The following is a 24,372-nucleotide window of genomic DNA, read 5'->3' as shown; positions in this document are numbered from 1 at the left end:
CACTTTCTCTAAATAATCATTTCGCAGATATTTGGGCTAATAATCAATGGAGCATCAGTTCTTTTTATCACTTCCTCTATTGTTACCCCAGGAGCAACTTCCTTCAACATTAATCCTTCATTAGTCACATCAATATAAGCAAGTTCAGTTACAATTGTATTTACTACTTTATATCCTGTAAGTGGAAAATTACATTTTTTTAAAATTTTAGGTTTACCATCTCTTGAATTGTGTTCAGTAGCTACTATTACCCTTTTTGCCCCTACAACCAAATCCATTGCTCCACCCATCCCTGCAAACTTACCGCCGGGAACCATCCAATTTGCAATGTTACCTTCGGCATCTACTTGCATTGTACCCAATACAGTGGCTGTTAAATGACCACCTCTGATAATTCCAAATGAAGTGCAGCTATCTACAATACATCCTCCTGGTATGATGCTAACTGGATTCTCACTAGCATCTGTTCTGAATGGATCTAGTGGAGCATTAGGGTTATTAGGCCCAGCCCCTATGATACCGTTTTCAGAGTGTATATAAACCTTCATGTCTTTAGGTAGAAATTTAGCAACAAGACCTGGTACACCTGCTCCTAGATTCACTAAATCTCCGTCTACAAACTCTTTTGCGATTCTTTTTGCAATTAATTCCTTACTATTCATTGTTCATCACTCCCTTCCTAGGAATTATAATATCCACTACAACACCAGTTACATCAACATCTTCGGGATCAATATTACCCGCTGGTTCAATTGGATTTAGCACTTCAACTATTACTAAGTCAGCAGCAAAACACATAGCTGGTGCAAATCCTCTCTGAGTTAAGTGAAAAACTAAGTTTCCTTCTGTATCTGCACGTTCTGCTTCAATTATAGTAACATTACCTCTTATAGGTTCTTGATACAACCAATCTTTTCCACCAAAAGTAACCCTTTCTCCCCATTTCTCTTCTACAATCGTATTTAATCCTGTGGGAGTCAGAACCCCACCTAACCCATAACCACCTGCTCTTATTCGTTCAACAAATGTTCCTTGAGGACATAACTCCAATTCCATCTTTCCTTCTTCAGCTAATTGTGGCGCAATTGGTAAGCGTCCACACCATGTACATATAAATTTTTTAACTCTACCAGCAGCAATCAATCTTCCTATACCTTTTTCTGCAGTGTTACCATCATTATTTGCAATTGTAAGATCTTTCTGACCTTGTCGCAAAAGTTCTTCAACAATTCCAACTGGCGTGCCGTTTCCATAAAAACCACTAGCTAGAATTACATCTCCATCTCTAATAAGTTTTACTGCACTTTCCAAGTCCATAATTTTTGCCACTTTATCATCCCCCTCAAAATTTAAATATTTTGCATTATATATAATTTTGTGTTTGCAATGAAGTCTGGATAAATTTTAGTTAAGCAAATCTCTAGATAGTCTCGATTAATCTAATTTTTAAACAACCACATTCACCGACCTAATTCACTGACCGTGGTTATTTAAATTAAGCATATATTATTTTCAAATATTTGTCAATATTATTTTAAATTATTTGATTTTTTTGTATTATATGTTAATTGCAGAGTAAACTTAGCTTGCTTATTTTATAATTTTTGAATTTATTGATTTTTTATATAAAAACTGTTATATTTATAACTTAATAGGAATCTGTATTTTATAGTAGTTATTTTTTATTCTAGATCTTAATATACATATTTATTTTAAGAAAAAAATTAATTATTTTGTAAAAATTTGATGCTAAAATTTATTATTATATTAATCAGCTTCTGATATTTGCAATAAAAATTAGTCATTTTATATCAATTGATAGAAAAGGGGATTTTTCATGCCGAATAAACATAAGAAACTTACTCAGAGAAGTATTAGTGCACTTGAAACAAAAAATGCAATTTTCAATGCTGCCCTTATGCTTTTTTCAAAGTATGGGTATGATAAGGTAACAATTGAAAATATTACAAAACATGCTAATGTTTCTAAAGGCAATTTCTATACACATTTTGATTCTAAAGATAGTGTATTAGTCGAACAATTTAACCGAATCGATTCTTATTATATAAATGTTTTTAATAAAGTTTCACCAAACGAATCTGCCAGTAATCGATTACGTATAATTATAGAAGCAATGTGTGATTACTGCAAAAATGTATGTGGAATTAATGCTATACAAGTTATTTATGCCAACCAGGTAAGTGCTACTAAGCATGTAAAAATTTTAAATAATAAAGAACGTCCTTTTTATTCTTTTCTTCGTGAAATTGTAACTCTAGGCCAAAGTAATGGTGAGTTTAGAGATGATATCAAATCAGAAGATTTGGTAGAACTTATTGCTCGTTTTTGTAGAGCTTTATTGTATGATTGGTGCTTATACAATAATGATTTTGATTTAGAAATAGAAGGAACTCATTATACAGATTTCATTTTGATTTCCTTAAGAAAAAAATAATTATTTACAGCATATAATGAATATATGTCAATTTATATAATTACTTTATTAAGTTGACATTATTCTACTTTATAAGGCATATTTTATCAAGTTCAATATTTCAAATAGCTTTTTATAAAAAAATTCAGTAGTCACCTTAGTAACTACTGAATGAGTTTTGCAGAACTCTATTTAACTAGAATATCATTGAAACAATAATCTACACTTTTTATCTTGGCTTTAAGTTCTTCAGTAGAGTTTGTTTTAATTTCAGCTTCTCTTTCCCCTAAAATTATACTTTGCAAAGCTCTAGGAATCTCTAAATTATTACATTCATAAGTTTCTAATACTCTTCGAAAAAAATTTTCACTCTTTTCATTAAAATATCTTAACAACATTATGGGAATATTATATATAATACTAAAATTAGGAGGAGACTATATATGGATACAACTATAATGGCTGTAGCAATAGATCCTAGATCTGAACACGCCCCACAGGTACAAACAGTACTTACAAAGCATGGCTGCATAATAAACACTAGATTAGGACTTCATGAGACAAATAAAGATTCTTGTTCAAACAGAGGATTAATTCTTCTTCATATCAACGGAAAAATAGAAGAAGTTGCTACCCTTGAAAGAGAGCTGGAAGATGTAGAAGGGGTAGAAGTAAAACATATGACAATATAAAAATAAGGCTATGCTTAAGGAATTTGATAGAAAAAGAGGGATCTTCCCTCTTTTTCTTTATTGGGTTATTTCAATTATATTAAATAACTATACTATTAAGGTAATACTAAAAAAGCAGATGGAACTACACGTTCTCCAGATGGGCTGGATGGAGTATTTATTACTTCTCCTTTATAATACATAGTTGATGAGTCTCCTCCATCTAAAAGAGATGCATTTACAACACCATATTCAATAAGTACATCTACTACCTCTTTAATAGTTGCACCAGTGGCTTCAGCATTTTTACCGTTGATGACAAGAAACACTACTTTACCATCTGGTTTTTGTCCTATAGCAGTCCTTGGTCTAATTCCCCAATTACTATTAACAGTTTCCGTTGGTTTACCATTTATGATAAGTGCTGGTCCAAAGCCAACTGCTTCTTTAGCCCCTATATCTTTTAATTGTGCTAAAGTATATTTTCCTACAATTAATATACCTTTGTCATTAAAACCAACTGCATCAAGTTTTTGCCCCTTATCTCTTGGTTCACTATACACAACATTACCATCTTTTATTAGTAATCCAGAAGGTGTTTTGTCAATCTTAAATCCTCCTGCATTAATTGCACCAATAGCCTTTTCTTCTTTAGCAATCTGGCTTGTTGTCTTGTTTAATTTAGAATTTTGCAAACTATATCCAAGCACTATTTTTTTAGGATTAGATACAATCATAACTTTACCATCAAATTTCCTAGATTTTATATCTTCTATGGAAACAGAATCTGTACTCAAAAAATTCGTCACTTTTCCACTTTCATTAGTCTTGAGAGAAGCATCAGTTTTAATATCAGATTGTACTATTTTATTAGTATAAGCAGCATTGTCTTTTGCATTAGTTAACATAATGCAACTTAAAACTAATAATATCCCTAAACCTTTAACAGAAAATTTATTAGTCTTTTTATTAAACAATGAAATCATAATAATTCTCCTTTTTATACCTGACTTACTTGATAATATTCCCATTGTACCTGTAATACATTTCTTTCTTGGAGCTATTCTTAGCAAATGTATAATGGTATAACCATATGAGGATTGCTCCTTATCTTCCATGCACCCCATTGCCATAGCATCACATGCTATTTCACAATCTTCCTGCATTTTATAAAAACCATACCATATGATTGGATTAAACCAATGTAATATTTTTAAAAATACAATTATCCAATTGACCACATTATCTTTTCTCTTATAGTGTGAAAGTTCATGAAGAATAATATGTTTTAACTGGTCATTGCTTATTTTTCCTAGCATACCTTTAGGTAAAAGCAAAACAGGTTTGGCAAATCCTAAAAGTGAAGGTATAGAAACATCACTTGTTAAAACGACTGGTATTTCTCTATTTATATTGAGCTTTGCCTTACATTGATTAATGGTTGCATTAATAGAACCACTGTCTATCTTAATATTAGTTTTAACTCTTGATAAAAGTCTTAAATTAATAAAAATAATATAAACTCCAAATACTAGACTCCCTGCTATCCAAATTACCATAAGATTATTTTTTAAATTAAAGCTATTATCAGAGTCAATAACCTGGTTATGTTTCGATTCATAATCATCATTAATAACTGTATTATTGAATTTTGATACAATTTTATTCATGGGTTGTATATTTGTTGGCGTTTTAGCTCTTAAGTTTATTTCATCGGTAGCTATTTTTTCTACTACTGGAGTTACAGTATTGAATATACTTATTGAACTATTTGGTGCATAAGGAATTAATAATCTTAATACTAATATGAACCAAATATAATAATGCCAGCTGGCACTTTGTTTATCTTTAATAATTAGTTTTACAAATAGGATTATCCCTACTAGAAAACTTGCAACAGCAGATGATACTATTATCCAATTAAAAATTAATGTTAGTTTTTCCATAATATCATCTCCTATCTTTACTCTTATCAAGAATATTTTTAAGCTCTTCTATTTCTTCATTGGATAGATTATGTTCCTCAACTATATTAGATAGCATAAGGTTTAAAGAGCCATTATACACTTTTTTAAGAAAAGATGAACATTCTTTTCTCGAACAATCCTCCCTAGATATTAGAGGATATAAAATATAAGGGGATGAACCTTCTTGAATTCTGATTGCTTTTTTATTAACAAGTCTATTAATTAATGTATAAATTGTTGTAGAACTCCATTTAGTAATGGATTTAAGTATCTCCACAACTTGGCTTGATGTTAAAGGAGATTCGTTCCATAACACTTTCATTACCTCCCATTCAGAATCAGAAATTTTAGGTATATCTTTCACTTTCTTCACCTCCTCTACAACTGTAGAATACATTTCTATTCTACAGTTGTAGAATGGAAATGTCAACATCATTTTCCAAATTAGACTAATTAAACTATTATATCTTCTCTATCTCTAACCAATTTCCCAAATCCCAAATTTCACTAATGCAAAATGTATTAAAAGTTATAACATCTATAACTTTTTCTAATATATTTTTGATTTCTGTAATAAATAAAGGGCTCTGTTAGATTTAATTGTTGGTTTGAGACGTTAAAAAAGGCAGTTCAAATTCGACTACCTTTTTATCCCAATTTATTAATACAATAATAAAATTTATATAAATGTTGAACTATATATGTTATACAATCAAATTTACCAAGAAAACAATTCCAGCAATAATTATTGCTCCAATTACTGATAAAAGTGTTCCTTTTAAAAACCCTATAAAATGATATTTATAATCTTTGTAAGCGGGATTCCCCTTAGTATCTGGTAATATCATAAAGTTAGGATTAATTGTACAAAAAATCAACCAATCAAAAATTACTAAATCAAAAACATTCCATACCATAAAAACAATAAATAAATGCAGAAATAATACCAAATAAGATATATTTAAATTCTTATAAGTCAAAAATGTAGAAAAGATAAGAAAAATTATCACTAATAGTAACATTGGAAGAGCCATCATTAAAAATCCTTTTTTCTCACTTTTTGTTTGCTTATTAACACTATTAACTATTTCTAAAGGAAAACTTTTCATTTCAAATCTTGGATTAACTTTTAGTATTACTGAAATCCAACCACATATAATAATTGAAATTATCATACCATCTAATAAAGCCTTACTTATTATCATAAAACAATCCCCCATTCCAATAAAAATAATATATATATTTAGTTCACTATTTAAAAGCTTTTTCCTTAGTGTCTATATTAACTATATACATTTTTACATGTTTTTACTACTGGTTTGCATAATTTATAAGACTATACAAAGATAGCGTATCTACCTTTATACCAAGCCATATAATTTGATAAGAACTTTGTAGACACACCTTTAAGTCTGTACATCCATACCTTTTTAGGTGAAATATATTCATATCAACATAATTGTCTAACAGAGCCAAATAAAAAAACAGATCTCCTTTAAAATTTTAATGGAAATCTGTTTTATTAGTGAAATCAGTTGTTATGCTAAATTTAGAATTATTTTCGATATTATAGGCCATCAACACTCTCTTATAACAGTCTTATTTTATAACTATGTTCCTTCCAGAGTTTTTAGCTTTATACAAATTTTTATCTACTCCTTTTAGTAATTCGTCCACACTTAATTGTTTATCTATAACACTATAAACTCCGAAGCTAGATGTTATGTTTATCTTATTATTTTCATAGATAAAAGAATGTTTTTCTAAAAATTTTCTCATTCTATTTGCTATTTTAAAAGCTTTTTCTTTACTTACATTATTTAGAACTATTAAGAATTCTTCTCCTCCATACCTAGCTATCCAATCCATACCTTCTCTTATATTTTCTTTCAAATAAGACGCAAACTTTGTTAATATAAAATCTCCTGCTAGGTGTCCAAAAGTATCATTTATTTCCTTAAAATAATCAATATCAACCATAACAAGTGAAAGTGAAGTTTTTTCTGTAAAATTTTTTAATATATCAATAGGAAGTCTTTCTCTTATATATCTTTTATTAAATACATCTGTAAGTTCATCTTTTATGGCATTATCATTCATTTTTTTTATTTCTCTGCTAATTTCATTTATACTCTTATTTTCCAGATCATGAATTACACCAGTGGATGTTATATCCTTAAGTGTTTCTACTATGTATTTATTATTTCCTATATAAACTGGTGATGCCATAATCATATAAATTTTTTCCTTATTATATTCAATTTTTACAAAGGTATTACTTTCATTCAAAGCTCTCATAGATATGCAGTTCTCACAATATGAATGTCTTTTCCAAAATGAAAAACAGCTATCTTCCTCAACTGTTAAGATGTTCTGTTCATATTTTAGTACTTTTTTATTTATGGAATCGATTATCCTTATTACATCATATAGTTTTTCAATCATTGATAAATTGTTAATTAAAATATCTGTATTGTTCACTTTTCCACTTCCTAATTATTCTTAATTATCTAAAAAACATATAAAACTATTACTCTTTATTATTGCAATAATTTTTTAGCAAGTTTTAAGTTCATATTTTATTAGATTTTCAATATATATTAATCTTTATTTTATACTATTATTTTGGATAATTTTAATGTTTTTTAAATAGTTTCTGTTTTTATATTTCAATACGTTTATAATCTTACATAATACAAAAATATTTTTATATAAATATATGAGTTATATCTTCAACTTTTTCACAGTATATATAGTTACTTTTCTTAAGAAGATTCCCTATCTTAACTTTAATTTTCCCATCTTCATTTGTAAAAAATAAAATCCTATTTTTATATGATCCATTAAAACTATCTAGATTTAAATTATTTAATATAACTGGTCCTACTATTGGCAAGTCTTTTACAATTTCAATTGGCTCAGAATCTTCGTATAGAGAAAAATATATGCTTCCCTTTCCCTCTTCATTAAAGCTAGTGTAAATATATTTTCTGTATTCATTAGTAACCCATTTATCACTTTTAGAACTTTTTCCATATCCATTTGCTGCATAGGCTTTAACATAAGGAGGATACCCAAGAGAATCATTATTTTTAGGTATACTATTTACAATTTCATCATCAATAAAAATTTCATAGCTATTCTCTCCATTTTTTATTCCGCTAACTGTATCTAAACCAAATCCAAATATATCTGCATATAAGACATCCTTAAATATCACTTTTTCATTTTTTAATAAGCTTGACTTATTTTTATTTATAATATTTGAATCCCCAATGTTTAATCTATATAAGTCAAGTTTTTTATCCTTTTCTTTAAGATATAGAATAGATTCAAAAACTCTACTATTACCAATTAGTTTATAAGGAAATTTTAGAAAATTGATATTATTATCATTTTGTTCTTTAGAAAACGACTCTTTAATACTAAAGTTACTATTGATTGGTTTGTTATAAATTAAACCATCATCTTTAATGCAATAAGATATATAGTTTGATATATCTAAGCTATTAGCATTTTCAAAATTATCTATAGGGTAAGTAGTTATATAATTATCGCTTAATTTATCATAATAGTACTTTCCATCTGTTTCTTTTTTGCTGCTATCTACTATTAAAGACATATTAGAATCATAAGTCATATTAATTTTGTTTACTCCATATGGAGAAGCACTGTATATTGCATCAATACGTCCGAAATCCTTCACTTTTAAATAATCTCTTAAAACAGGATGAGTTGGAAAAGATACTAACTTCTTCACACTATTATCTTTCAAATTTAAATTATACAGTGTAGTCATTTCTCTGTTGTCCACTTTTTTTATTCCATAAAATAAAAGGATACTATCGCTAGCTGGTATCCAAAATATATTGTTTATTTCTCCATACTTATTGGATTCTATATTAATACTTGGTTTTTTATACTCATGATAAGATGGTAATTTATAATTTTCTCTATATAAAACTACAGTAATTATAACTACCACTATTGTCAATATAGTCATGGCAAACTTTTTCATATTTATACCTCCAAGTGCTTCCATAACTATAGTATAATATAATTATAAGTAATAAAAAAGGAGGTTTAACATGGATTTAACATATAATCTAAAATATGGCTTTAAATTAGTGAAAAAATTTTGGTGGCTTATATTTGTACCTACCCTATTAGATTTTACTCCTCTATTAATTAGTGAAAATCTGTTAGAAATGAATTATAATCCATCACTAAACAAACTTTTTGTAGTAAAGTTTGGTACAATATCTGCACCTCCAAGTATAAGTTACATATTAGAAGATTTTCCTAAACTTTTTTTAAACTTAAACATTAATGTTGGACTTTCAAGGTTAATATCCAGCATAAATTTATATAATATTTTTTTAATACTATCCTTCATACTTATAACCTCATTTCTACTCTCTGGATACTTGGCTTGTATTGAGAAATGTAACTTAGAAAAAATTACCTTTAAAGATTTTTTTATTCTGGGCAATAAATACTGGATAAAGTTTTTTATCTTATCAGTTATAAATCAATTAGTTATAATTCTTGTCTATATACATATAGGATTTATAATTGTGCTCTTTCTCTTAAGCATATTATACTATGTTAAATATTCTATTGTAGTAGATAACTGTTCTCTAATAGGTAGCTTTAAAAACGGAATTAATATTTTTATTGAAAACCTAGGTACTACAATAAAATTGGCTTTATACTATGGATTTATATTTTCTTTTATAAGTTTATTTATATTTCAACTAATAAAGACAGGAAATATCGGAGTGATATTGTCTATTATAATAGTAAACTTTTTTGGAATGGCTATAAATGCATCAGTACTTCAAATTTATAGAGAATTAAGTTTTAATAGCTTATCCTCCACTCCATAATTTAACATTTGGTATATATGATAAACATATATTTATATTTCAATATTATACGAAATCATCAATATCTTAAAACATACCCTTTTATTATTATTTTAATTAGTAAAGGAGAATTAAAATGAAAGTATCAGTAATATTTCATAGTGTTTGTGGAAATACCTATCTCACAGCAAAAGAAATATATATGAATTTTTATAAAAGGGGGATAGATGTAGGGATTTATAGAATAAAAGATGATGATCTAATAGAACTTTCCAAAAGTATACCGGTAATTAATGAATATCTAGAGGATATTTTAAAAGTACCTTTAGTAAATTTAGATAATGTTTTAGAAAGTGATTATATATTTTTAGGCTCTCCAACTTATTTTGGAAATGTATCTGCTGAAACTAAAGCTTTTATGGATTCTTTTTCTCCTGTTTGGTCTGACGCTAAACTATATGGTAAAAAGTTAATTGCTTTTGCAAGCTGTGGAACTCCAGAAGGCGGAGGAGAAAATTGTCTTAATGCTATAAATACCTTTGCAACTCACTTAGGTATGATTCCTATTCCTATTCCTTCAAATATACTTCCTGGAAAAAGTAACTCTGCTTATGGATTAATACATTATAGCGGAAATATGGGTGATACCCGCTTAACAGAAGATTCTAAAAAAGTAATATCAAATTTAGTAGATATATTAGTTAATAAAAATTTTTAGAAATACTATAGTGGACTTAGATTTTATAATAAATATAAAAAGTAAACTGTACACTATAAAGCAACATAATTTTTTCTGCGTCTATCTTATAGTGTATAGTTTACCCCGTTTAGCAAAAACCTAATAATAGATTCTAAGCCAAAGTCCAAGCCTTTCAAATAATTTATTGAACTTTACAACTCTATAAAACATGATTTTATTTCATCAATTAGCAGATTTCCAAAATACTTCTTTATATCAATAGACCTTAGAAATTCCTCTATATACTCTTCTCCATACCTTAATCCTATAATCTTTTTTTCTACCTGTGATAAATCTAGTACTCCTAAAAAATCACCATATATTTTACATTCATTAATATATCCATCAATAATGTTTAAAAATACTTGAAGCTTACCACCTTCAAACCTCTTAGAATTGCTATAATTAAACTCTGGTGATTTTCCATAATTCCATTCCCAGGTCATATATTTCTTTCTCATTAAATCTTCAATTCCCTCAATATCCTGATTGCTCAATTTATACTCTTCTATAATACTTTTATTGTACTCAAATATATTTTTTATAAGAATATCTTTAAAATTTTCAATTGAAATATCCTTTGTTAAATGCTCTTTAATATTTGTCACTCTACTTCTTATGGATTGGATACCTTTAGATATAATTTTATCATTATCCACCTTTAACGCTTTTTCTAGATTTTCTAATTCAGAATCAAATAATAAAGTTCCGTGATGAAGAAATCTATCTTTATATATATGCTGAGAATTGCCTGATATCTTCTTGCCTCCTATTAGAATATCATTTCTCCCTAACACCTCTGCCTTTACATTTAGTTTTCCTAATGAATAAATAACTGGAATAGTAAAGGTTTTAAAGTCTAATAAAAGTTTCTCATCATACTTTGTTATAAAGGTAAAGTTAATGTTTCCTAAATCGTGATAGACACTTCCTCCACCAGAATTTCTTCTAACTACATTTATATTATTATTTTTTACAAAGTCCATATTAATTTCATTTAAAGTACTCTGATATTTTCCAATTACAATTGTAGGTTCATTTTGCCAAAGGATAAAATAATCCTCATCAATGTTAACATTCTTTAAAACATATTCTTCTAGTGCTAAGTTAAAGAATGGATTTACAGATTTATTTATTAGAAATTTCATTTTTTCACCTCGTAAATTATAATAAGTTATCCTTTGAAACAACTATTTTTTAATATACCCTAGCAGCAAGGCTAGGGTATATGTCTATCTATTAGGTATATGAATGGCTTCTTTATTTACTGCAAGAGCAGCTTCTTTCATAGCTTCACCTACAGTTGGATGAGCATGTATTGTTGTGATTATTTCATCTACAGTAGCTTCTAGTCTTAAAGCTAAAGCCCCTTCAGTTATTAAATCCGTTGCTCTAGGGCCAAGTATATGAACACCTAAAACCTCACCATATTTTTTATCAGTTATTATCTTTATAACACCGCTAGTTTCATTCATTATAAGAGATTTTCCATTGGCTATTAAAGGAAATTTTCCTACTTTATAATCAATTCCCTTTTTCTTCACCTGTTCTTCAGTTAATCCAACTGAAGCCAACTCTGGTTTTGTGTACACACAAGCTGGAACTGTCTTGTAATCCATTTTTGCGTTTTTACCCATTATGTTTTCTGCTGCAACAACTCCTTGCTCTGAAGCTACATGGGCTAACATATTTTTACCCGTACAATCACCAATTGCATATATGTTACTTACGCTAGTTTCCATTTTATCATTTACAACAATACATCCCTTTTCAGTTTTCAAACCTACTTTTTCTAAATTTAATCCCTCAATATAAGCTCGTCTTCCAACAGCCACCAGCACTTTTTCAGCATCTACCTTTAACTGCTCATGGTCATTAGCAAAAATAACGCTGTGAGTTTTTTCCTTATCTTCAATTCTAGTTACTCTGCAATTGTTGTAAATTTCAATTCCTTCATTAACTAATTTTGCCTTAATAAGATCTGAAATTTCCCTATCTACTGGCGGTAATATGAATGGAAGCATTTCAACTATAGTTACCTTACATCCAAAAGCATTGTAAATGCTAGCAAACTCTACACCTATTACTCCTCCACCAATTATAACCATGCTTTTTGGTATATTATCTAGGCTAAGGGCATCTGTACTGTCTATTACACCTGAAAGATCCTTTCCTTCTATTGGAGGTATAAATGGTATAGAACCTGTAGATATAATAGCCTTATCAAATTCTACTTTTTCCACTTCTCCATTTTTCTTAGTTACAGAGATTAAATTTTTCGATTCAAATTTTCCAACCCCATCAATGACCCTTACTTTATTAAATGCCAACAAGCCTTTAACCCCTGAAACTAATGTATTCACTACAGTTTTTTTTCTGTCTTGAAGTTCAGTCCAATTTACTTTGGTGCTTCCGCTAATATCAATCCCAAATTTACTACTTTCCTTTATTTCACTAAATAACTCAGCAGAATGTAATAGTACTTTAGTAGGTATACATCCCACGTTTAAACAAGTTCCTCCAATGGTAGACTTTTCAATAAGGGTTACTTCTCCACCTAATTGTGCTGCTCTAATTGCCGCTACATATCCTCCAGGTCCTCCCCCTAAAACTACTACTTTCATCACTATCACCTTCCTTATAGTATAAGTATTTCTGGCTTTTCAATTAGCTCTTTAACTTTTGCAAGGAACTGAGCTGCCACTGCTCCATCTACAGCTCTATGGTCAGCTGTAAGTGATAGATTCATTAGAGGCTTCACAACAACTTCTCCATTTTTTACAATTGGAGTTTCCTCTATTTTATTTACTCCAAGTATTGCAACTTCAGGTTGATTTATAATTGGAGAAAAAGACTCCATTCCGAACATTCCTAAGTTTGTTATTGTAAAAGTGCCCCCTGTCATATCATTTGGATTAAGTTCATTTGATTTAGCTTTAGAAGATAAATTTTTAACTTCCTCTGAAATTTCTTTTAAACCCTTTTTTTCTGCATGCTTAACTACTGGTACTACTAATCCCCCATCTATTGCTACAGCTACTCCAATATTGGCATAATTTCTTATTATTAATTCTTCACCATCAATAGAACAATTAACTAGCGGAAATTGAAGTAATGCCTTTGATACAATTTTTACTAGTAAATCTGTATATGTTAGTTTGCAAATATCTTTTAATTCGCTTTTAATTCTCTTTAAATTAGTTATATCTGCCCTCATATTATAGTTAACTACAGGAGAGACACTCCAGCTCTCATGCATTCTTGAAGAAATTACCTTTCTCATTGGAGTCATAGGAATTCTCTTTTCTTCAAATTTCTTTTCAATATTAGTATTATTATCTGCAAAGGCTAGAATATCTTCTCTCATTATCCTTCCATCTTTATTAATTTGAGATATATCCACTTTCAATTCTTTAGCCATTTTATCTGCTACAGGAGAAGTTTTAGCTTTACCTTTTTCATTTTCAATATAATTTTCTACATCTTTAATTACTATTCTTCCTTCTGGTCCTGTTCCAATTATTAATTCAAGGTCTATATTATTTTCTACAGCCAGCTTTTTAGCAGCAGGAGCCACTTTTATCCTCTTTTTAGTTTTATTTTCACTCTTTAAAGATAAATTTTCTTTTTCACTTTTATTTTCAATACTTTCTTCCTGAACCTCTTCTACATTACATTCTTTCAATAAAGCAGAAATATCCTCATCTGCAGCAGCTATAATAGCTACTGGTTTTAAACATTCTACAGAGTCACCTTCTTTACTAAGAAGCTTTCTTACTACTCCACTTTCATTTGCCTCAATTTCATTTGTCAATTTATCTGTAGACACTTCAAAAAGAACCTCTCCAGCATTTATCTGATCCCCTTCTTCTTTAGTCCACTTTACTATGGTTCCTTCTTTCATGGTTAACCCAAGCTTTGGCATTACCACAATCTTTGCCATAAATAATCCCCCTATTCTTTAGATTCACTAGTATAATTTAATTTTATTGGGGGGAAATCCCCCCAATATTAAAATAGCTTTCTAATACCATTAACTATATCTTCAGCATTTGGAATTACACAATTTTCTAGAGTTGGTGCATATGGCATTGGAACATTCAATGCTCCTATTCTAACTACTGGTGCATCAAGATTGTCAAAACACTCTTCACTAATCATTGCTGATATCTCTCCACCATATCCTCCTCTTTTGTGTTCTTCTGTAATTACAAGTACCTTATTGGTTTTCTCAATTGACTCAAATATAGTCTTTTTATCAAGCGGATATAAGGTTCTTGGATCTATAACCTCTACTGATATTCCTTCTTTTGATAATTTTTCTGCTGCATTAAGAGCCTCGTGAACCATTTTACCTGTAGCTATTACAGTAGCGTCTGTACCTTCTCTTTGTACCTTTGCTACTCCTAAAGGTATAGGCTTAATATCCTCGGCTACTTCTCCACTAATGCCATATAATAATTTGTGTTCAAAGAAAATAACAGGATTATCATCCTTTATAGAAGACATCATCAATCCTAGTGCATCCTCTGGAGTTGATGGGTATACTACCTTAAGGCCAGGTACATGCGTAAACCATGCTTCAAGTGATTGTGAATGTTGAGCTGAAGCTTGTACTCCAGCACCGATAGGCATTCTAACTACTAGTGGAAGATTTATTTTTCCTCCAAACATGTATCTCATTTTTGCAGCTTGATTTACTATCATATCCATTGCAACAGTTACAAAATCTCCAAACATTAATTCTGCAATTGGCCTTAATCCAGTGGCAGCAGAACCTACAGCACAGCCTACAATTGCTCCTTCTGATATAGGAGTATCTTTTACTCTTTTGTCACCATATTTATTGAAAAGACCTGCTGTAACACCAAAGCATCCTCCAAAAGCTCCAACATCTTCTCCTAAGATATATACGTTTTCATTTTGCTTCATCTCGTTTTCCATACCGGTTTTTATTGCTTCTAAAAATGTCATCTTCATCTTACTCTAACCTCCTCTTTTATATCAGAATAAACATCTTCTACTATTGAATCTAAAGATGGATAAGGGCTATTATTAGCAAATTCTACCGCATCCTCAATTTCCTTATCTATTTCTTCCTGAACTAGTCTCAATTTATCTTCATTTAGTACATCATTATCTAAAATGAATTTTTCCATTCTAGGAACAGGATCTTTCTTCAACCATGCCTCTTGCTCTTCCACTGGTTTATATGTTCCTGGATCTCCTTCAAAATGTCCTCTTTGACGATAAGTCTTACACTCTATTAATGTAGGCCCCTTGCCTTCTCTAGCTCTCTTTATAGCTTCATTAGCAGCATCATAAACTGCAAAAACATCGTTTCCATCAACAGTAATACCAGGCATGTTATATGAAGCAGCTCTTTCAGATATATCTTTTATTGCTTGATGTCTGCTTTGATTTATGGATATACCATATAAATTATTTTCACATACAAATACAACTGGAAGTTTCCATAAACTAGCCATGTTTAAAGACTCATGGAAAGTTCCTTGATTTGTAGAAGCATCTCCAAAGAAACATACACAAACTTGTTTTGTGCCTCTGTATTGTGCACTTAAGCCTGCACCAATAGATATATTGTGACCTGCACCAACTATACCATTTGCACCTAATATGCCTTTTGTTGCATCAGCAATGTGCATTGACCCACCTTTACCTTTTCCATATCCAGTAGCTCTTCCAAAAAGCTCTGCCATCATAAACTTCAAATCTCCACCTTTAGCAACTATATGTCCATGTCCTCTATGAGTGCTGGTAATGTAATCGTCATCATTTAAATTTGCACATACTCCTGTTGCAACAGCTTCTTCACCTATATAAAGATGAACGAAACCTGGAATCTTTCCCTCTGCAAAAAAGTTCATAGCTTTTGTCTCAAACTTTCTTATTCTTAGCATAGTCTTATACATCTGGATAACATTGTTATTTGATATAGTCAAATTCATTACCTCCCCTTATTTTTTTATTAAAACTTGATTTCCCATATCTATACTTAAGCAAATGCCATACCAAAATATAAATTAGTAAAATAGGCCGTTTACCAGCCTGTTTTCCCAAAAAGTCTCACTTAATCTCATTATGGGAAAAAGAAGTGCCAAAGTGGGAATTTTTTTAAAATTCTCACTTTGGCACTTTCTATAATCCATATTTTTTAATTTTCCTGTACAACGTTGACTTTCCAATACCTATCATTTTACTTGCATCAACAACATTTCCATTACACTTCTTTAAGGATTCAACGATTAAGTTTTTTTCAATTTCTTCTAATGTTTTAGATTTTGTATTATTCACAGGTGAAAGTTTAGAAACATCTTTTGTATTTTCTTTTATATTTTTACTAATATACTCTGGTATAAATGTATATGAGATTATGCTATTTTTAGATAGGTAATAAGCTCTTTGAACAACATTTTCTAATTCTCTAACATTCCCCGGCCAACTATAGTTTATTATTGAATAAATAAAATTTTCATCAAATCTTTTTTGAGTATTAGGGTTCTTTCTATTTAACTTACCTAAGAAAAATTCTGCACAGAGTATAATATCTTCTAGCCTCTCTCTAAGTGGAGGCAGCTTTATATTAAACACATTTAATCTATAGTATAGATCGCTTCTAAAATTATTTATCTGAATTTCATTATAGAGATTTCTATTTGTAGCTGCTATAACTCTAACATCTAAATTTCTTTCATGTTTTCCACCAATTCTTGTTACAGTATGATTATCTAAAATTCTGAGGAGCTTTGATTGCATTTCCAATGGTAATTCACCAATTTCATCTAAAAAAATTGTCCCTCTATTTGCTAACTCAAATTTACCGGGTTGTCCCTCTTTTGCAGCTCCTGTAAAAGACCCTTTTTCATAACCAAAAAGTTCACTTTCCACTAGGTCTTTTGGTAACGCTGCGCAATTAATTGCAACAAAAGGTCCATTACTTCTTGAACTTTCATTATGAATAGCGTGGGCAAATAACTCTTTTCCAGTTCCACTCTCTCCTGTAATCAGCACTGAACATTCATTTTCAGCAATATTTCTGGCTTCATCAATTATATTTCTCATTCTTAAATTATCAGTTATAATATCTCTAAAAGAATATCTGGAAGAAAAACCAGCTATTTTATTAACTGCATGCCTAAAACTGTCAACTTTTTTTGCTACAATAACAAATCCTATATATCTGCCGCCTTTTTCAACAGGGGTAACATTTATATTACATTCAACTCTATAATCATTTGCATACAAACTAACTTCTCTATAACTAATAATATTGTTTTTATTAAAATTGCTAATGTCTTTGATTATATCATTTAGTAAAGCTCTTATATTTAATTTATGAATTTCTTCCTTTGTAATCCTCAATATATCACACATCTTTAGATTAAATTCTTTAACTGAAAAGTTGCTATCTATTATAAGTATCCCATCCTCTATTGATTCAAAAGCTGCTTTAACCCATTTTCTATGTTCAGCTACTGAAAATTGTTCTTCTATAGAGTTAGCTGCTTCCACAACTATTCCAAGTGTATGAGAATGGTATCCATGAAAATCTCCTGATAAATCAATTACTCCAATAATTTTTCCACCGCTATCATGTATAGGTGAAGCAGAACAAGTCCATCCATGCTGTTTTTTTCCATAATGTTCTGCACCTAAGGTTTGGATAGGCTTATCTAGATAAATACAAGTTCCAATAGCGTTTGTTCCTACATTTTCTTCTGTCCACTTACACCCCTTTAAAAAATATAAGTTTGTATTCCTCTCCATTATGGTTTCATTTCCAATAACCTCAAGAATTACTGCATTTTCGTCGGTTAAGATAATAGAATAATTGGATTCTTTAACAACATTAAATAGTCCTAACATTATAGGTTTTGCTATTTCAATTAATTCCTTTTTATATTTAAGTATTTTGTCAAATTCATTTTTCCCTATATCTTTACCGCTTCCTTCGTATGGATCAACTTTATACTTTTTACACCTGATCCAGGAGTCCAATATCTCCTTTCTTACACCTTTTGGTATTTGATTATCTTTCACAAAATTTTCCCACTGAGCTTCAATATTAGGAATGTTAATCAAAGTTTATTACCTCCCAAGTGTTTAAAATTATCTTATAATATCTTCTCACATTTAATTAACAATATTATAGCATAACTAATTTATGTAAAATGAAACTTGAAATAAATTAGTAAAAATTATTATTATGCTATATAATGTATTTTATAAAAATAATTCTCTAGATTCATCTATTTAAATAAATAATATTGGGGGTTGATTTGAAAATGATGTGGAAAGAGAAATATAAAGTAGGTGTAAACTTGATTGATACCCAGCATGAAGAACTGTTTAACCGTGTATGGGAATTTATACAAGCAGTTCAAAGTAAGAATAGTTGGGAATCTAAGCTGGACAAGGTAAAGGAAACTATGTCTTTTATGGAAGAATATGTAGTAATCCATTTCAATGCTGAAGAAGCCTATCAAGCAAAAATAAACTATCCTGATATGGAAAACCACAAAAAAATTCACAGAGACTTCAAGCAAATGATTAATGATTATGTAACTATTCTAGAAAGAGATGGTTATCCAGAAAAAATAGTACAAGAACTTGGCGGTAAGCTGATGGCTTGGTTAATTATGCACGTAGCTCAAACAGATCAAAAAATTGGTGACTACGTAAAGAACCAAGGAGGCGAAATCTAATGAAGGCAGAATATATAAATTCTTTTTATCAAGCAACAAGAGATGTATTTCATTTAATGCTTGATATAGATATACAAAGAGGAAATTTAGCATTAGCCGAGGGCATGGTAAGCAGTAAAGATGCCAACGTTGTTCTTGGAGTAACTGGAGACCTTAAGGGAACAATTCTTTTTAGTTTTCCAAAAGATATGACTTTAGAAATGGTAAAAATTATGTGTGGCATGGAAATGGAAGAAATAGATAGCTTTGTATCATCTGCTTTAGGAGAAATGGCTAATATTATAGGTGGTAACGCATTAACAATCTTAAACTCAAATAATTACATATGCGATATTGTACCACCTCAAATTTTTGTAGGCGAATATAAATCCTATTCCATGGCTAATAAAAAAGCTTTAATTTTACCAATTACAACTCAAATAGGCGACTTAGACATTCACATATTTTTAGAAGAAAAGTAATTTAAAAATGATGTGTGGAAAGTTTCAGATAAAAATCTGTCAAAAGTTGTTTATGCCATTATTGAAAAGGTATAGCTCATTTTAAAACTATACCTTTTTATATATGCTCTAAGTATAAACTATTTAGTAATAAACACTCTTATTCTAATTAAACTCCTTTCTATTCTAATAGAGCTGTCAAAATATCTTCTTTTTCTTTCTTCTTTAATCCTTTAAATATCAAACCATAAGATATATCTATCAAAAGTTCAAAAACATAGTAAAAATTTAAATTATTAATACTTTTATTGTTAAATTAACATATTATTCAAAAATACAAAATAATGGTATATAATATATTTAACAACAAAAGGAGGAATAATAATGAAAAAATTGTTTAAATCTTTAACTACTTTGATAGTCCTGACAATACTTTTTAGTTCTACAGTTTTTGCTATTAGTAAAAGTGAAGCAAAAGTATTTGAAAAAAGAACAAATATAGAGCCTAATAAACAGTGGTTAATAAAATGTAATCTCCAATTAGATTCTAGTAGTATTAAGGAAAATATTTATGTGTTTGATAAAAATCGTAATAAAATAAATATTACTGTAACTATGAATCAAGACTCCAAATCATTCATTGTACAAGCTCCAAAAGAAGGATATAAATATGGTGAAACTTATTCTTTAGAAATAAGTTCTTCTGCAGGTGAAATTAAATCAACCTCTGGTAAAGTTATGAGTCAAGATGTATTAATGCAATTCACTATAAAAGATGACCCAAATACAAATGTTACAGAAGTAAAAGGAAATACTGCTGGTAATATGATTAATTCTGGTAAGATGGCCACTAGCGGAGATTGGATTTATTATGATGATCCAAATTTAAATGGATTTTATAAAATGAAATTTGATGGAAGTTCTAAAACTTTACTTAACAAGGATAATCCAGATAGCATTAATATTGTGGGAAATTGGATTTACTATAATAATCAAAATGACTTAGGTCTTTATAAGATGAAACTTGATGGTACTGGCAAGACTAAGATAATTGGCGAAGAAGTTATGAATGTATTAGTAGTAAACGACTGGATATATTATATTAGTCTTTCTTATGACAATCAGGAATATTTATGCAAGGTTAAACTAGATGGTAGTTCAAGAACTACACTATATGCTGGAAGAACTTTTGGTTTTGATGTATCTGACGGATGGATATATTATAGTGTATATGGTGATAATACTGGATTATACAAAGCTAAACTTGATGGAACTCAAAAAACTACCCTGCTTGGTAAGTTGCCACCAACTAAGCTGGCTATATCAAATGGCTACATCTACTACTATGATAGAACAGATGAAGGAAGATTATATAAAATTTCAGTTAATGGAAACGGAAAACTTAAATTAACTAACAATAATGTATCTAAACCTAATGTAATAGGCAACTATGTATACTATATTAATTTTGTTCCAGATTCAAGCAAAAGGGTGTTACATAGAGTAAAAGTAGATGGTACTGGAGATACAGCTCTAGATAACACAGAAATAAACACAATAATTTCTGCTGGAGAATGGATTTATTGTTATGGCTATAATGGCATATTTTTTAAAATAAAACCTGATGGAACAGGAAAACAATTTATTAAATAGAATTGGCTTATAACCAAATAAAAAAGCTATGCTGTAGCTAGGCATAGCTTTTTTATTTGACAAATGTCTGCTTTATATTATTGTTCATCTTTATATCCTTTCATAATAGAATTCGAATCAAATATTTCATAAACCTTCGTAAATCACACCTTTAGCTATAATACACTATATTTTTCAGAATAAACAAATAATTCTGCCTATCTTTGCCATTTATTAAGAGAAAATATTTAAATATAAGGTATATATATGATATAATAGTAATAATCTACAATTTTTCATTATTAACAAATATTCTAACAACATATTGGGTAGGGGGATGAATAAATGACTATTAAAAGAAAGTTACCTATAATGATTTCTTTCCTTGTTATCGTAGTACTTATAGTAACAAGTGGACTTGCTTATTATTTCAATTCGAAAACGGTTACAAAACTTAATAGACAGAACCTGCTAACAGTAGGTATGCAGGAAAGACAAATAATAAGTTCTTTAATAAATGGAGAAAGAAAACAAGTTGAGCTGCTAGCTCAAAGTAAACAAATTATAGAAGCAGCTAAATTAAGAGAAAAACACTCCACAGAAGAATTTTTTACCGGGAATCATCCAGAAAGTATACAAGCAAATGCTTTTTTGAAAAAAGAGTACGATAAATTAGAATTACATGAGCATTTATTTTTAGCTGATACAAATGGAATAACAATTTCAGATAGTAATCCTAAAACACTTAAAGTTCTTAATGTTAACAGTAGAGAGTATTTTCAAAAGGGTTTAAAAGGTGAATTTAATATTAGTGACACACTAATTTCAAAGGTGGACGGCAGAGCAATAGTTGTATTTGCAGCTCCCGTTAAAGATGAAAATAGTAGAGTACTTGGTGTTATGGTTAGCTCAATATATATAGACTATTTTAGTAAATATTTAAGGGCAATGGCTATAGGTGAAACAGGCTATATGTACTTAGTGGATTCAGCCGGTATCACTCTATCACATCCTGATCAGAAAATGATAACCAAACCTTCTGGAAATACTATTATTGAAAATGTAATTGCAGCAATAAAAAAAGGAGAAAAAGTTACATCAGATGTGAAGGAATATGAGTTTAACGGAATTAAAAAAGTTCAAGCCTATGATGTAGTACCAGAAGTTAATTGGGTATTAGCAGCAACGACTAATATTAGCGAAATTCAGAAGGAATCAAGCGAGATGTTAAAAATAATTGCTATAGTAACTTTAGTAGCAATAGCAGCTTCTATTCTGATAGGAATAATGATTTCAAGAAAAATAACCAATCCTGTAGGAAAATTAGCGTTACTTATGGGAAAAGCAGCTGAAGGAGACTTAACAGTAAAGTGTGAAATAGAATCAAAAGATGAAATAGGAAATTTAGCTAATAGCTTTAATATTATGACTGAAAGAATACGTGAGCTCACTAATAAGATTAATTCCTCAATAAGCGTAGTATCATCAACAGTGGAAACATTAACTAGTGCTTCTGAAAGTACTTCAACCTCTATTGATGAAGTTGCTAAAACAGTACAAGAAATAGCTGAAGGTTCTTCTAATCAATCAGAAAACATTCAAGATGTAGCTGAGAAATTATCCAAAGTAGGTAGTGAAATAGAGAATCTAAATAATTACTCTGGAGAAATGAAAAACAATACTGATATAGTATTAGAAATAAACGAGAGTTCTAAAAATATTGTGAAATTACTACTAGAAAAAACCAATGATAACGACAAGGCCGTTGAAAAAGTTTCTATTATAATGGGTGAACTTAAAGTGAGTTCATCAAATGTAGGAGCAATTATTGAAGCTATAAGCAGTATTGCTGAACAAACAAACTTACTTGCTCTAAATGCAGCAATTGAAGCAGCTAGAGCTGGAGATGCAGGAAAAGGTTTTGCAGTAGTAGCTGAAGAGGTAAGAAAACTAGCAGAACAATCATCTGATTCGGCAAAACAAATTGGAGGAATTATATCAGATATCCAATCTAAAACTAATGAAGCTGTAAATATAGTTTTAAATGTGAAGAATGCAGTAAAAGATCAAGGCCATGTGGTTAATGATACTGAAGAAACTTTTAATAAAATATCGAAAAATATTGAGAGTATAGCTGAAAAAGTTCAATATATGAATAAATCCATAGTAAATATGAACACGGATAAGGAAGAGGTAATTAAAGATATTCATAACGTTTCCGCAGTTGCAGAGGAAACAGCAGCATCTTCAGAGGAAGTATCTGCTTCTACAGAAGAACAATCTGCAGCAATGCAAGAACTAGACACCTATATTTTAAAGTTAAATTCTATGGTTCAAGAACTAACAGAGGCTGTTAAAATTTTTAATTTATAGCTTATTAAACTATTTAGACAAAAACTAAATAAGTTATTTTTACATTAAAAGAAATGGCTCACCTATTCTGGCAAGCCATTTCTTTTCCTGTTTTTTATTTATATTTATTTAAATTCCATTTTTCTTTATGCTTTTCTAGATTTGTTTTTATCTCTTTCTTAATATTTATATAAATAGCATAAGATATGAAAAAAGATAAATAGCCTATTATAGTTGTCCTTATAATACTTCTTTTGCCTGTTTCTATCATTTGTTTCAGCATTGCTATTTCTTTTTCTTCCACACCTTTAGAAATACCTAGATGATCTATATATTGTCCTACTACATTTCCTTGCCATACCCCATTTAATGCACAAAACAATGCTACAATTATAAAAGCTATTAAAAATATATTTTTAAATCCTTTATCGCTTCCTTTATAGCATACCAGAAAATTTTTAACTATAAATACTGTGCATATAACCGCAAGAAAAATATTTACAACTATTATACCTGTAATCATAATATTACCCCCTATAATCT

General features: G+C 29.5%; 23 protein-coding genes. 8 read left to right on the top strand and 15 right to left on the bottom strand.

The window, feature by feature from the left end:
* Nucleotides 1–8 precede the first annotated feature (8 nt).
* Nucleotides 9–662, bottom strand: a complete 654-nt coding sequence (locus tag ACWW38_RS14495; RefSeq protein ID WP_456258237.1) for a 3-oxoacid CoA-transferase subunit B — start codon at nucleotides 660–662, stop codon at nucleotides 9–11.
* Nucleotides 655–1,329, bottom strand: coding sequence for a CoA transferase subunit A (locus ACWW38_RS14490; protein WP_456258236.1), 675 nt, complete (start codon nucleotides 1,327–1,329; stop codon nucleotides 655–657). The genes ACWW38_RS14495 and ACWW38_RS14490 overlap by 8 nt, the downstream gene beginning before the upstream one ends.
* A gap of 508 nt (nucleotides 1,330–1,837) precedes the next feature.
* Between ACWW38_RS14490 and ACWW38_RS14485 the strand changes: the two genes are divergently transcribed.
* On the top strand, nucleotides 1,838–2,455 hold the full coding sequence (locus ACWW38_RS14485; protein WP_456258235.1) for a TetR/AcrR family transcriptional regulator: 618 nt from the start codon (nucleotides 1,838–1,840) through the stop codon (nucleotides 2,453–2,455).
* 167 nt (nucleotides 2,456–2,622) lie between these two features.
* Here the strand turns inward: ACWW38_RS14485 and ACWW38_RS14480 are convergent, their stop codons facing one another.
* Nucleotides 2,623–2,832 carry a hypothetical protein gene (locus ACWW38_RS14480; protein WP_456258234.1) on the bottom strand — a complete coding sequence of 70 codons (210 nt, stop codon included), beginning with the start codon at nucleotides 2,830–2,832 and terminating at the stop codon, nucleotides 2,623–2,625.
* Between the two features lie 45 nt (nucleotides 2,833–2,877).
* Here ACWW38_RS14480 and ACWW38_RS14475 point away from each other — a divergent pair, with 45 nt between their 5' ends.
* Nucleotides 2,878–3,126 (top strand): hypothetical protein, encoded by a 249-nt coding sequence (locus ACWW38_RS14475; protein WP_456258233.1) that lies wholly within the window; start codon nucleotides 2,878–2,880, stop codon nucleotides 3,124–3,126.
* 95 nt (nucleotides 3,127–3,221) lie between these two features.
* Here ACWW38_RS14475 and ACWW38_RS14470 read toward each other — a convergent pair whose 3' ends face one another.
* From ACWW38_RS14470 to ACWW38_RS14450, 5 genes are all read right to left on the bottom strand, one after another.
* Complete coding sequence (locus tag ACWW38_RS14470) at nucleotides 3,222–5,051, bottom strand: M56 family metallopeptidase (protein WP_456258232.1); 1,830 nt, start codon at nucleotides 5,049–5,051, stop codon at nucleotides 3,222–3,224.
* A 4-nt stretch (nucleotides 5,052–5,055) separates the two neighbouring features.
* Nucleotides 5,056–5,436, bottom strand: coding sequence for a BlaI/MecI/CopY family transcriptional regulator (locus ACWW38_RS14465; RefSeq protein ID WP_456258231.1), 381 nt, complete (start codon nucleotides 5,434–5,436; stop codon nucleotides 5,056–5,058).
* Nucleotides 5,437–5,776: 340 nt separating this feature from the next.
* On the bottom strand, nucleotides 5,777–6,277 hold the full coding sequence (locus ACWW38_RS14460; RefSeq protein WP_456258230.1) for a hypothetical protein: 501 nt from the start codon (nucleotides 6,275–6,277) through the stop codon (nucleotides 5,777–5,779).
* Between the two features lie 394 nt (nucleotides 6,278–6,671).
* The gene (locus ACWW38_RS14455) at nucleotides 6,672–7,553 is read right to left on the bottom strand and encodes a GGDEF domain-containing protein (protein WP_456258229.1); all 882 of its coding nucleotides are present in this window, start codon (nucleotides 7,551–7,553) and stop codon (nucleotides 6,672–6,674) included.
* A 226-nt stretch (nucleotides 7,554–7,779) separates the two neighbouring features.
* Nucleotides 7,780–9,090, bottom strand: coding sequence for a hypothetical protein (locus ACWW38_RS14450; protein ID WP_456258228.1), 1,311 nt, complete (start codon nucleotides 9,088–9,090; stop codon nucleotides 7,780–7,782).
* A 70-nt stretch (nucleotides 9,091–9,160) separates the two neighbouring features.
* Here ACWW38_RS14450 and ACWW38_RS14445 point away from each other — a divergent pair, with 70 nt between their 5' ends.
* Both ACWW38_RS14445 and ACWW38_RS14440 read left to right on the top strand, forming a co-directional pair.
* Entirely contained in the window at nucleotides 9,161–9,961 is an 801-nt protein-coding gene (locus ACWW38_RS14445; protein ID WP_456258227.1) for a hypothetical protein, read from the top strand.
* 115 nt (nucleotides 9,962–10,076) lie between these two features.
* Nucleotides 10,077–10,658: a flavodoxin family protein gene (locus ACWW38_RS14440; RefSeq protein WP_456258226.1), complete on the top strand. Its 582-nt coding sequence runs from the start codon at nucleotides 10,077–10,079 to the stop codon at nucleotides 10,656–10,658.
* A gap of 173 nt (nucleotides 10,659–10,831) precedes the next feature.
* Here the strand turns inward: ACWW38_RS14440 and ACWW38_RS14435 are convergent, their stop codons facing one another.
* The 6 genes from ACWW38_RS14435 to ACWW38_RS14410 all read right to left on the bottom strand — a co-directional run bounded on the left by ACWW38_RS14435 (nucleotide 10,832) and on the right by ACWW38_RS14410 (nucleotide 18,782).
* Nucleotides 10,832–11,827, bottom strand: coding sequence for a lipoate--protein ligase (locus ACWW38_RS14435; RefSeq protein WP_456258225.1), 996 nt, complete (start codon nucleotides 11,825–11,827; stop codon nucleotides 10,832–10,834).
* Between the two features lie 84 nt (nucleotides 11,828–11,911).
* On the bottom strand, nucleotides 11,912–13,303 hold the full coding sequence (gene lpdA / locus ACWW38_RS14430; RefSeq protein WP_456258224.1) for a dihydrolipoyl dehydrogenase: 1,392 nt from the start codon (nucleotides 13,301–13,303) through the stop codon (nucleotides 11,912–11,914).
* Between the two features lie 14 nt (nucleotides 13,304–13,317).
* Entirely contained in the window at nucleotides 13,318–14,622 is a 1,305-nt protein-coding gene (locus ACWW38_RS14425; protein WP_456258223.1) for a dihydrolipoamide acetyltransferase family protein, read from the bottom strand.
* 68 nt (nucleotides 14,623–14,690) lie between these two features.
* The gene (locus ACWW38_RS14420) at nucleotides 14,691–15,659 is read right to left on the bottom strand and encodes an alpha-ketoacid dehydrogenase subunit beta (protein WP_456258222.1); all 969 of its coding nucleotides are present in this window, start codon (nucleotides 15,657–15,659) and stop codon (nucleotides 14,691–14,693) included.
* Nucleotides 15,656–16,612: a thiamine pyrophosphate-dependent dehydrogenase E1 component subunit alpha gene (locus tag ACWW38_RS14415; RefSeq protein ID WP_456260469.1), complete on the bottom strand. Its 957-nt coding sequence runs from the start codon at nucleotides 16,610–16,612 to the stop codon at nucleotides 15,656–15,658. The genes ACWW38_RS14420 and ACWW38_RS14415 overlap by 4 nt, the downstream gene beginning before the upstream one ends.
* Before the next feature lie 226 nt (nucleotides 16,613–16,838).
* On the bottom strand, nucleotides 16,839–18,782 hold the full coding sequence (locus ACWW38_RS14410; RefSeq protein ID WP_456258221.1) for a sigma-54-dependent Fis family transcriptional regulator: 1,944 nt from the start codon (nucleotides 18,780–18,782) through the stop codon (nucleotides 16,839–16,841).
* A 203-nt stretch (nucleotides 18,783–18,985) separates the two neighbouring features.
* Between ACWW38_RS14410 and ACWW38_RS14405 the strand changes: the two genes are divergently transcribed.
* From ACWW38_RS14405 to ACWW38_RS14390, 4 genes are all read left to right on the top strand, one after another.
* Complete coding sequence (locus ACWW38_RS14405) at nucleotides 18,986–19,405, top strand: bacteriohemerythrin (RefSeq protein WP_456258220.1); 420 nt, start codon at nucleotides 18,986–18,988, stop codon at nucleotides 19,403–19,405.
* The gene (locus ACWW38_RS14400) at nucleotides 19,405–19,866 is read left to right on the top strand and encodes a chemotaxis protein CheX (RefSeq protein WP_456258219.1); all 462 of its coding nucleotides are present in this window, start codon (nucleotides 19,405–19,407) and stop codon (nucleotides 19,864–19,866) included. Before ACWW38_RS14405 ends, ACWW38_RS14400 begins: the two co-directional genes overlap by 1 nt.
* A gap of 363 nt (nucleotides 19,867–20,229) precedes the next feature.
* The gene (locus ACWW38_RS14395; RefSeq protein ID WP_456258218.1) at nucleotides 20,230–21,498 is read left to right on the top strand and encodes a DUF5050 domain-containing protein; all 1,269 of its coding nucleotides are present in this window, start codon (nucleotides 20,230–20,232) and stop codon (nucleotides 21,496–21,498) included.
* Between the two features lie 324 nt (nucleotides 21,499–21,822).
* On the top strand, nucleotides 21,823–23,850 hold the full coding sequence (locus tag ACWW38_RS14390) for a methyl-accepting chemotaxis protein (protein WP_456258217.1): 2,028 nt from the start codon (nucleotides 21,823–21,825) through the stop codon (nucleotides 23,848–23,850).
* Nucleotides 23,851–23,944: 94 nt separating this feature from the next.
* Here ACWW38_RS14390 and ACWW38_RS14385 read toward each other — a convergent pair whose 3' ends face one another.
* On the bottom strand, nucleotides 23,945–24,352 hold the full coding sequence (locus tag ACWW38_RS14385) for a hypothetical protein (protein WP_456258216.1): 408 nt from the start codon (nucleotides 24,350–24,352) through the stop codon (nucleotides 23,945–23,947).
* Nucleotides 24,353–24,372 lie beyond the last annotated feature (20 nt).

This window comes from Clostridium sp. JNZ J1-5 (genome assembly GCF_053901425.1).
The sequence above is the reverse complement of the archived record's forward strand: the minus strand, read 5'-3'. Positions and strand labels throughout refer to the sequence as shown.

Excerpts from the sequence above, each read along its gene's own strand:
- ACWW38_RS14440 (WP_456258226.1), top strand. The coding sequence starts at position 10,077 with ATGAAAGTATCAGTAATATTTCATAGTGTTTGTGGAAATACCTATCTC.
- ACWW38_RS14445 (WP_456258227.1), top strand. The coding sequence starts at position 9,161 with ATGGATTTAACATATAATCTAAAATATGGCTTTAAATTAGTGAAAAAA.
- ACWW38_RS14450 (WP_456258228.1), bottom strand. The coding sequence starts at position 9,090 with ATGAAAAAGTTTGCCATGACTATATTGACAATAGTGGTAGTTATAATT.
- ACWW38_RS14425 (WP_456258223.1), bottom strand. The coding sequence starts at position 14,622 with ATGGCAAAGATTGTGGTAATGCCAAAGCTTGGGTTAACCATGAAAGAA.
- ACWW38_RS14460 (WP_456258230.1), bottom strand. The coding sequence starts at position 6,277 with ATGATAATAAGTAAGGCTTTATTAGATGGTATGATAATTTCAATTATT.
- ACWW38_RS14415 (WP_456260469.1), bottom strand. The coding sequence starts at position 16,612 with ATGTATAAGACTATGCTAAGAATAAGAAAGTTTGAGACAAAAGCTATG.
- ACWW38_RS14420 (WP_456258222.1), bottom strand. The coding sequence starts at position 15,659 with ATGAAGATGACATTTTTAGAAGCAATAAAAACCGGTATGGAAAACGAG.
- lpdA (WP_456258224.1), bottom strand. The coding sequence starts at position 13,303 with ATGAAAGTAGTAGTTTTAGGGGGAGGACCTGGAGGATATGTAGCGGCA.
- ACWW38_RS14435 (WP_456258225.1), bottom strand. The coding sequence starts at position 11,827 with ATGAAATTTCTAATAAATAAATCTGTAAATCCATTCTTTAACTTAGCA.
- ACWW38_RS14480 (WP_456258234.1), bottom strand. The coding sequence starts at position 2,832 with ATGTTGTTAAGATATTTTAATGAAAAGAGTGAAAATTTTTTTCGAAGA.
- ACWW38_RS14475 (WP_456258233.1), top strand. The coding sequence starts at position 2,878 with ATGGATACAACTATAATGGCTGTAGCAATAGATCCTAGATCTGAACAC.
- ACWW38_RS14495 (WP_456258237.1), bottom strand. The coding sequence starts at position 662 with ATGAATAGTAAGGAATTAATTGCAAAAAGAATCGCAAAAGAGTTTGTA.
- ACWW38_RS14395 (WP_456258218.1), top strand. The coding sequence starts at position 20,230 with ATGAAAAAATTGTTTAAATCTTTAACTACTTTGATAGTCCTGACAATA.
- ACWW38_RS14385 (WP_456258216.1), bottom strand. The coding sequence starts at position 24,352 with ATGATTACAGGTATAATAGTTGTAAATATTTTTCTTGCGGTTATATGC.
- ACWW38_RS14470 (WP_456258232.1), bottom strand. The coding sequence starts at position 5,051 with ATGGAAAAACTAACATTAATTTTTAATTGGATAATAGTATCATCTGCT.
- ACWW38_RS14390 (WP_456258217.1), top strand. The coding sequence starts at position 21,823 with ATGACTATTAAAAGAAAGTTACCTATAATGATTTCTTTCCTTGTTATC.
- ACWW38_RS14485 (WP_456258235.1), top strand. The coding sequence starts at position 1,838 with ATGCCGAATAAACATAAGAAACTTACTCAGAGAAGTATTAGTGCACTT.
- ACWW38_RS14400 (WP_456258219.1), top strand. The coding sequence starts at position 19,405 with ATGAAGGCAGAATATATAAATTCTTTTTATCAAGCAACAAGAGATGTA.
- ACWW38_RS14405 (WP_456258220.1), top strand. The coding sequence starts at position 18,986 with ATGATGTGGAAAGAGAAATATAAAGTAGGTGTAAACTTGATTGATACC.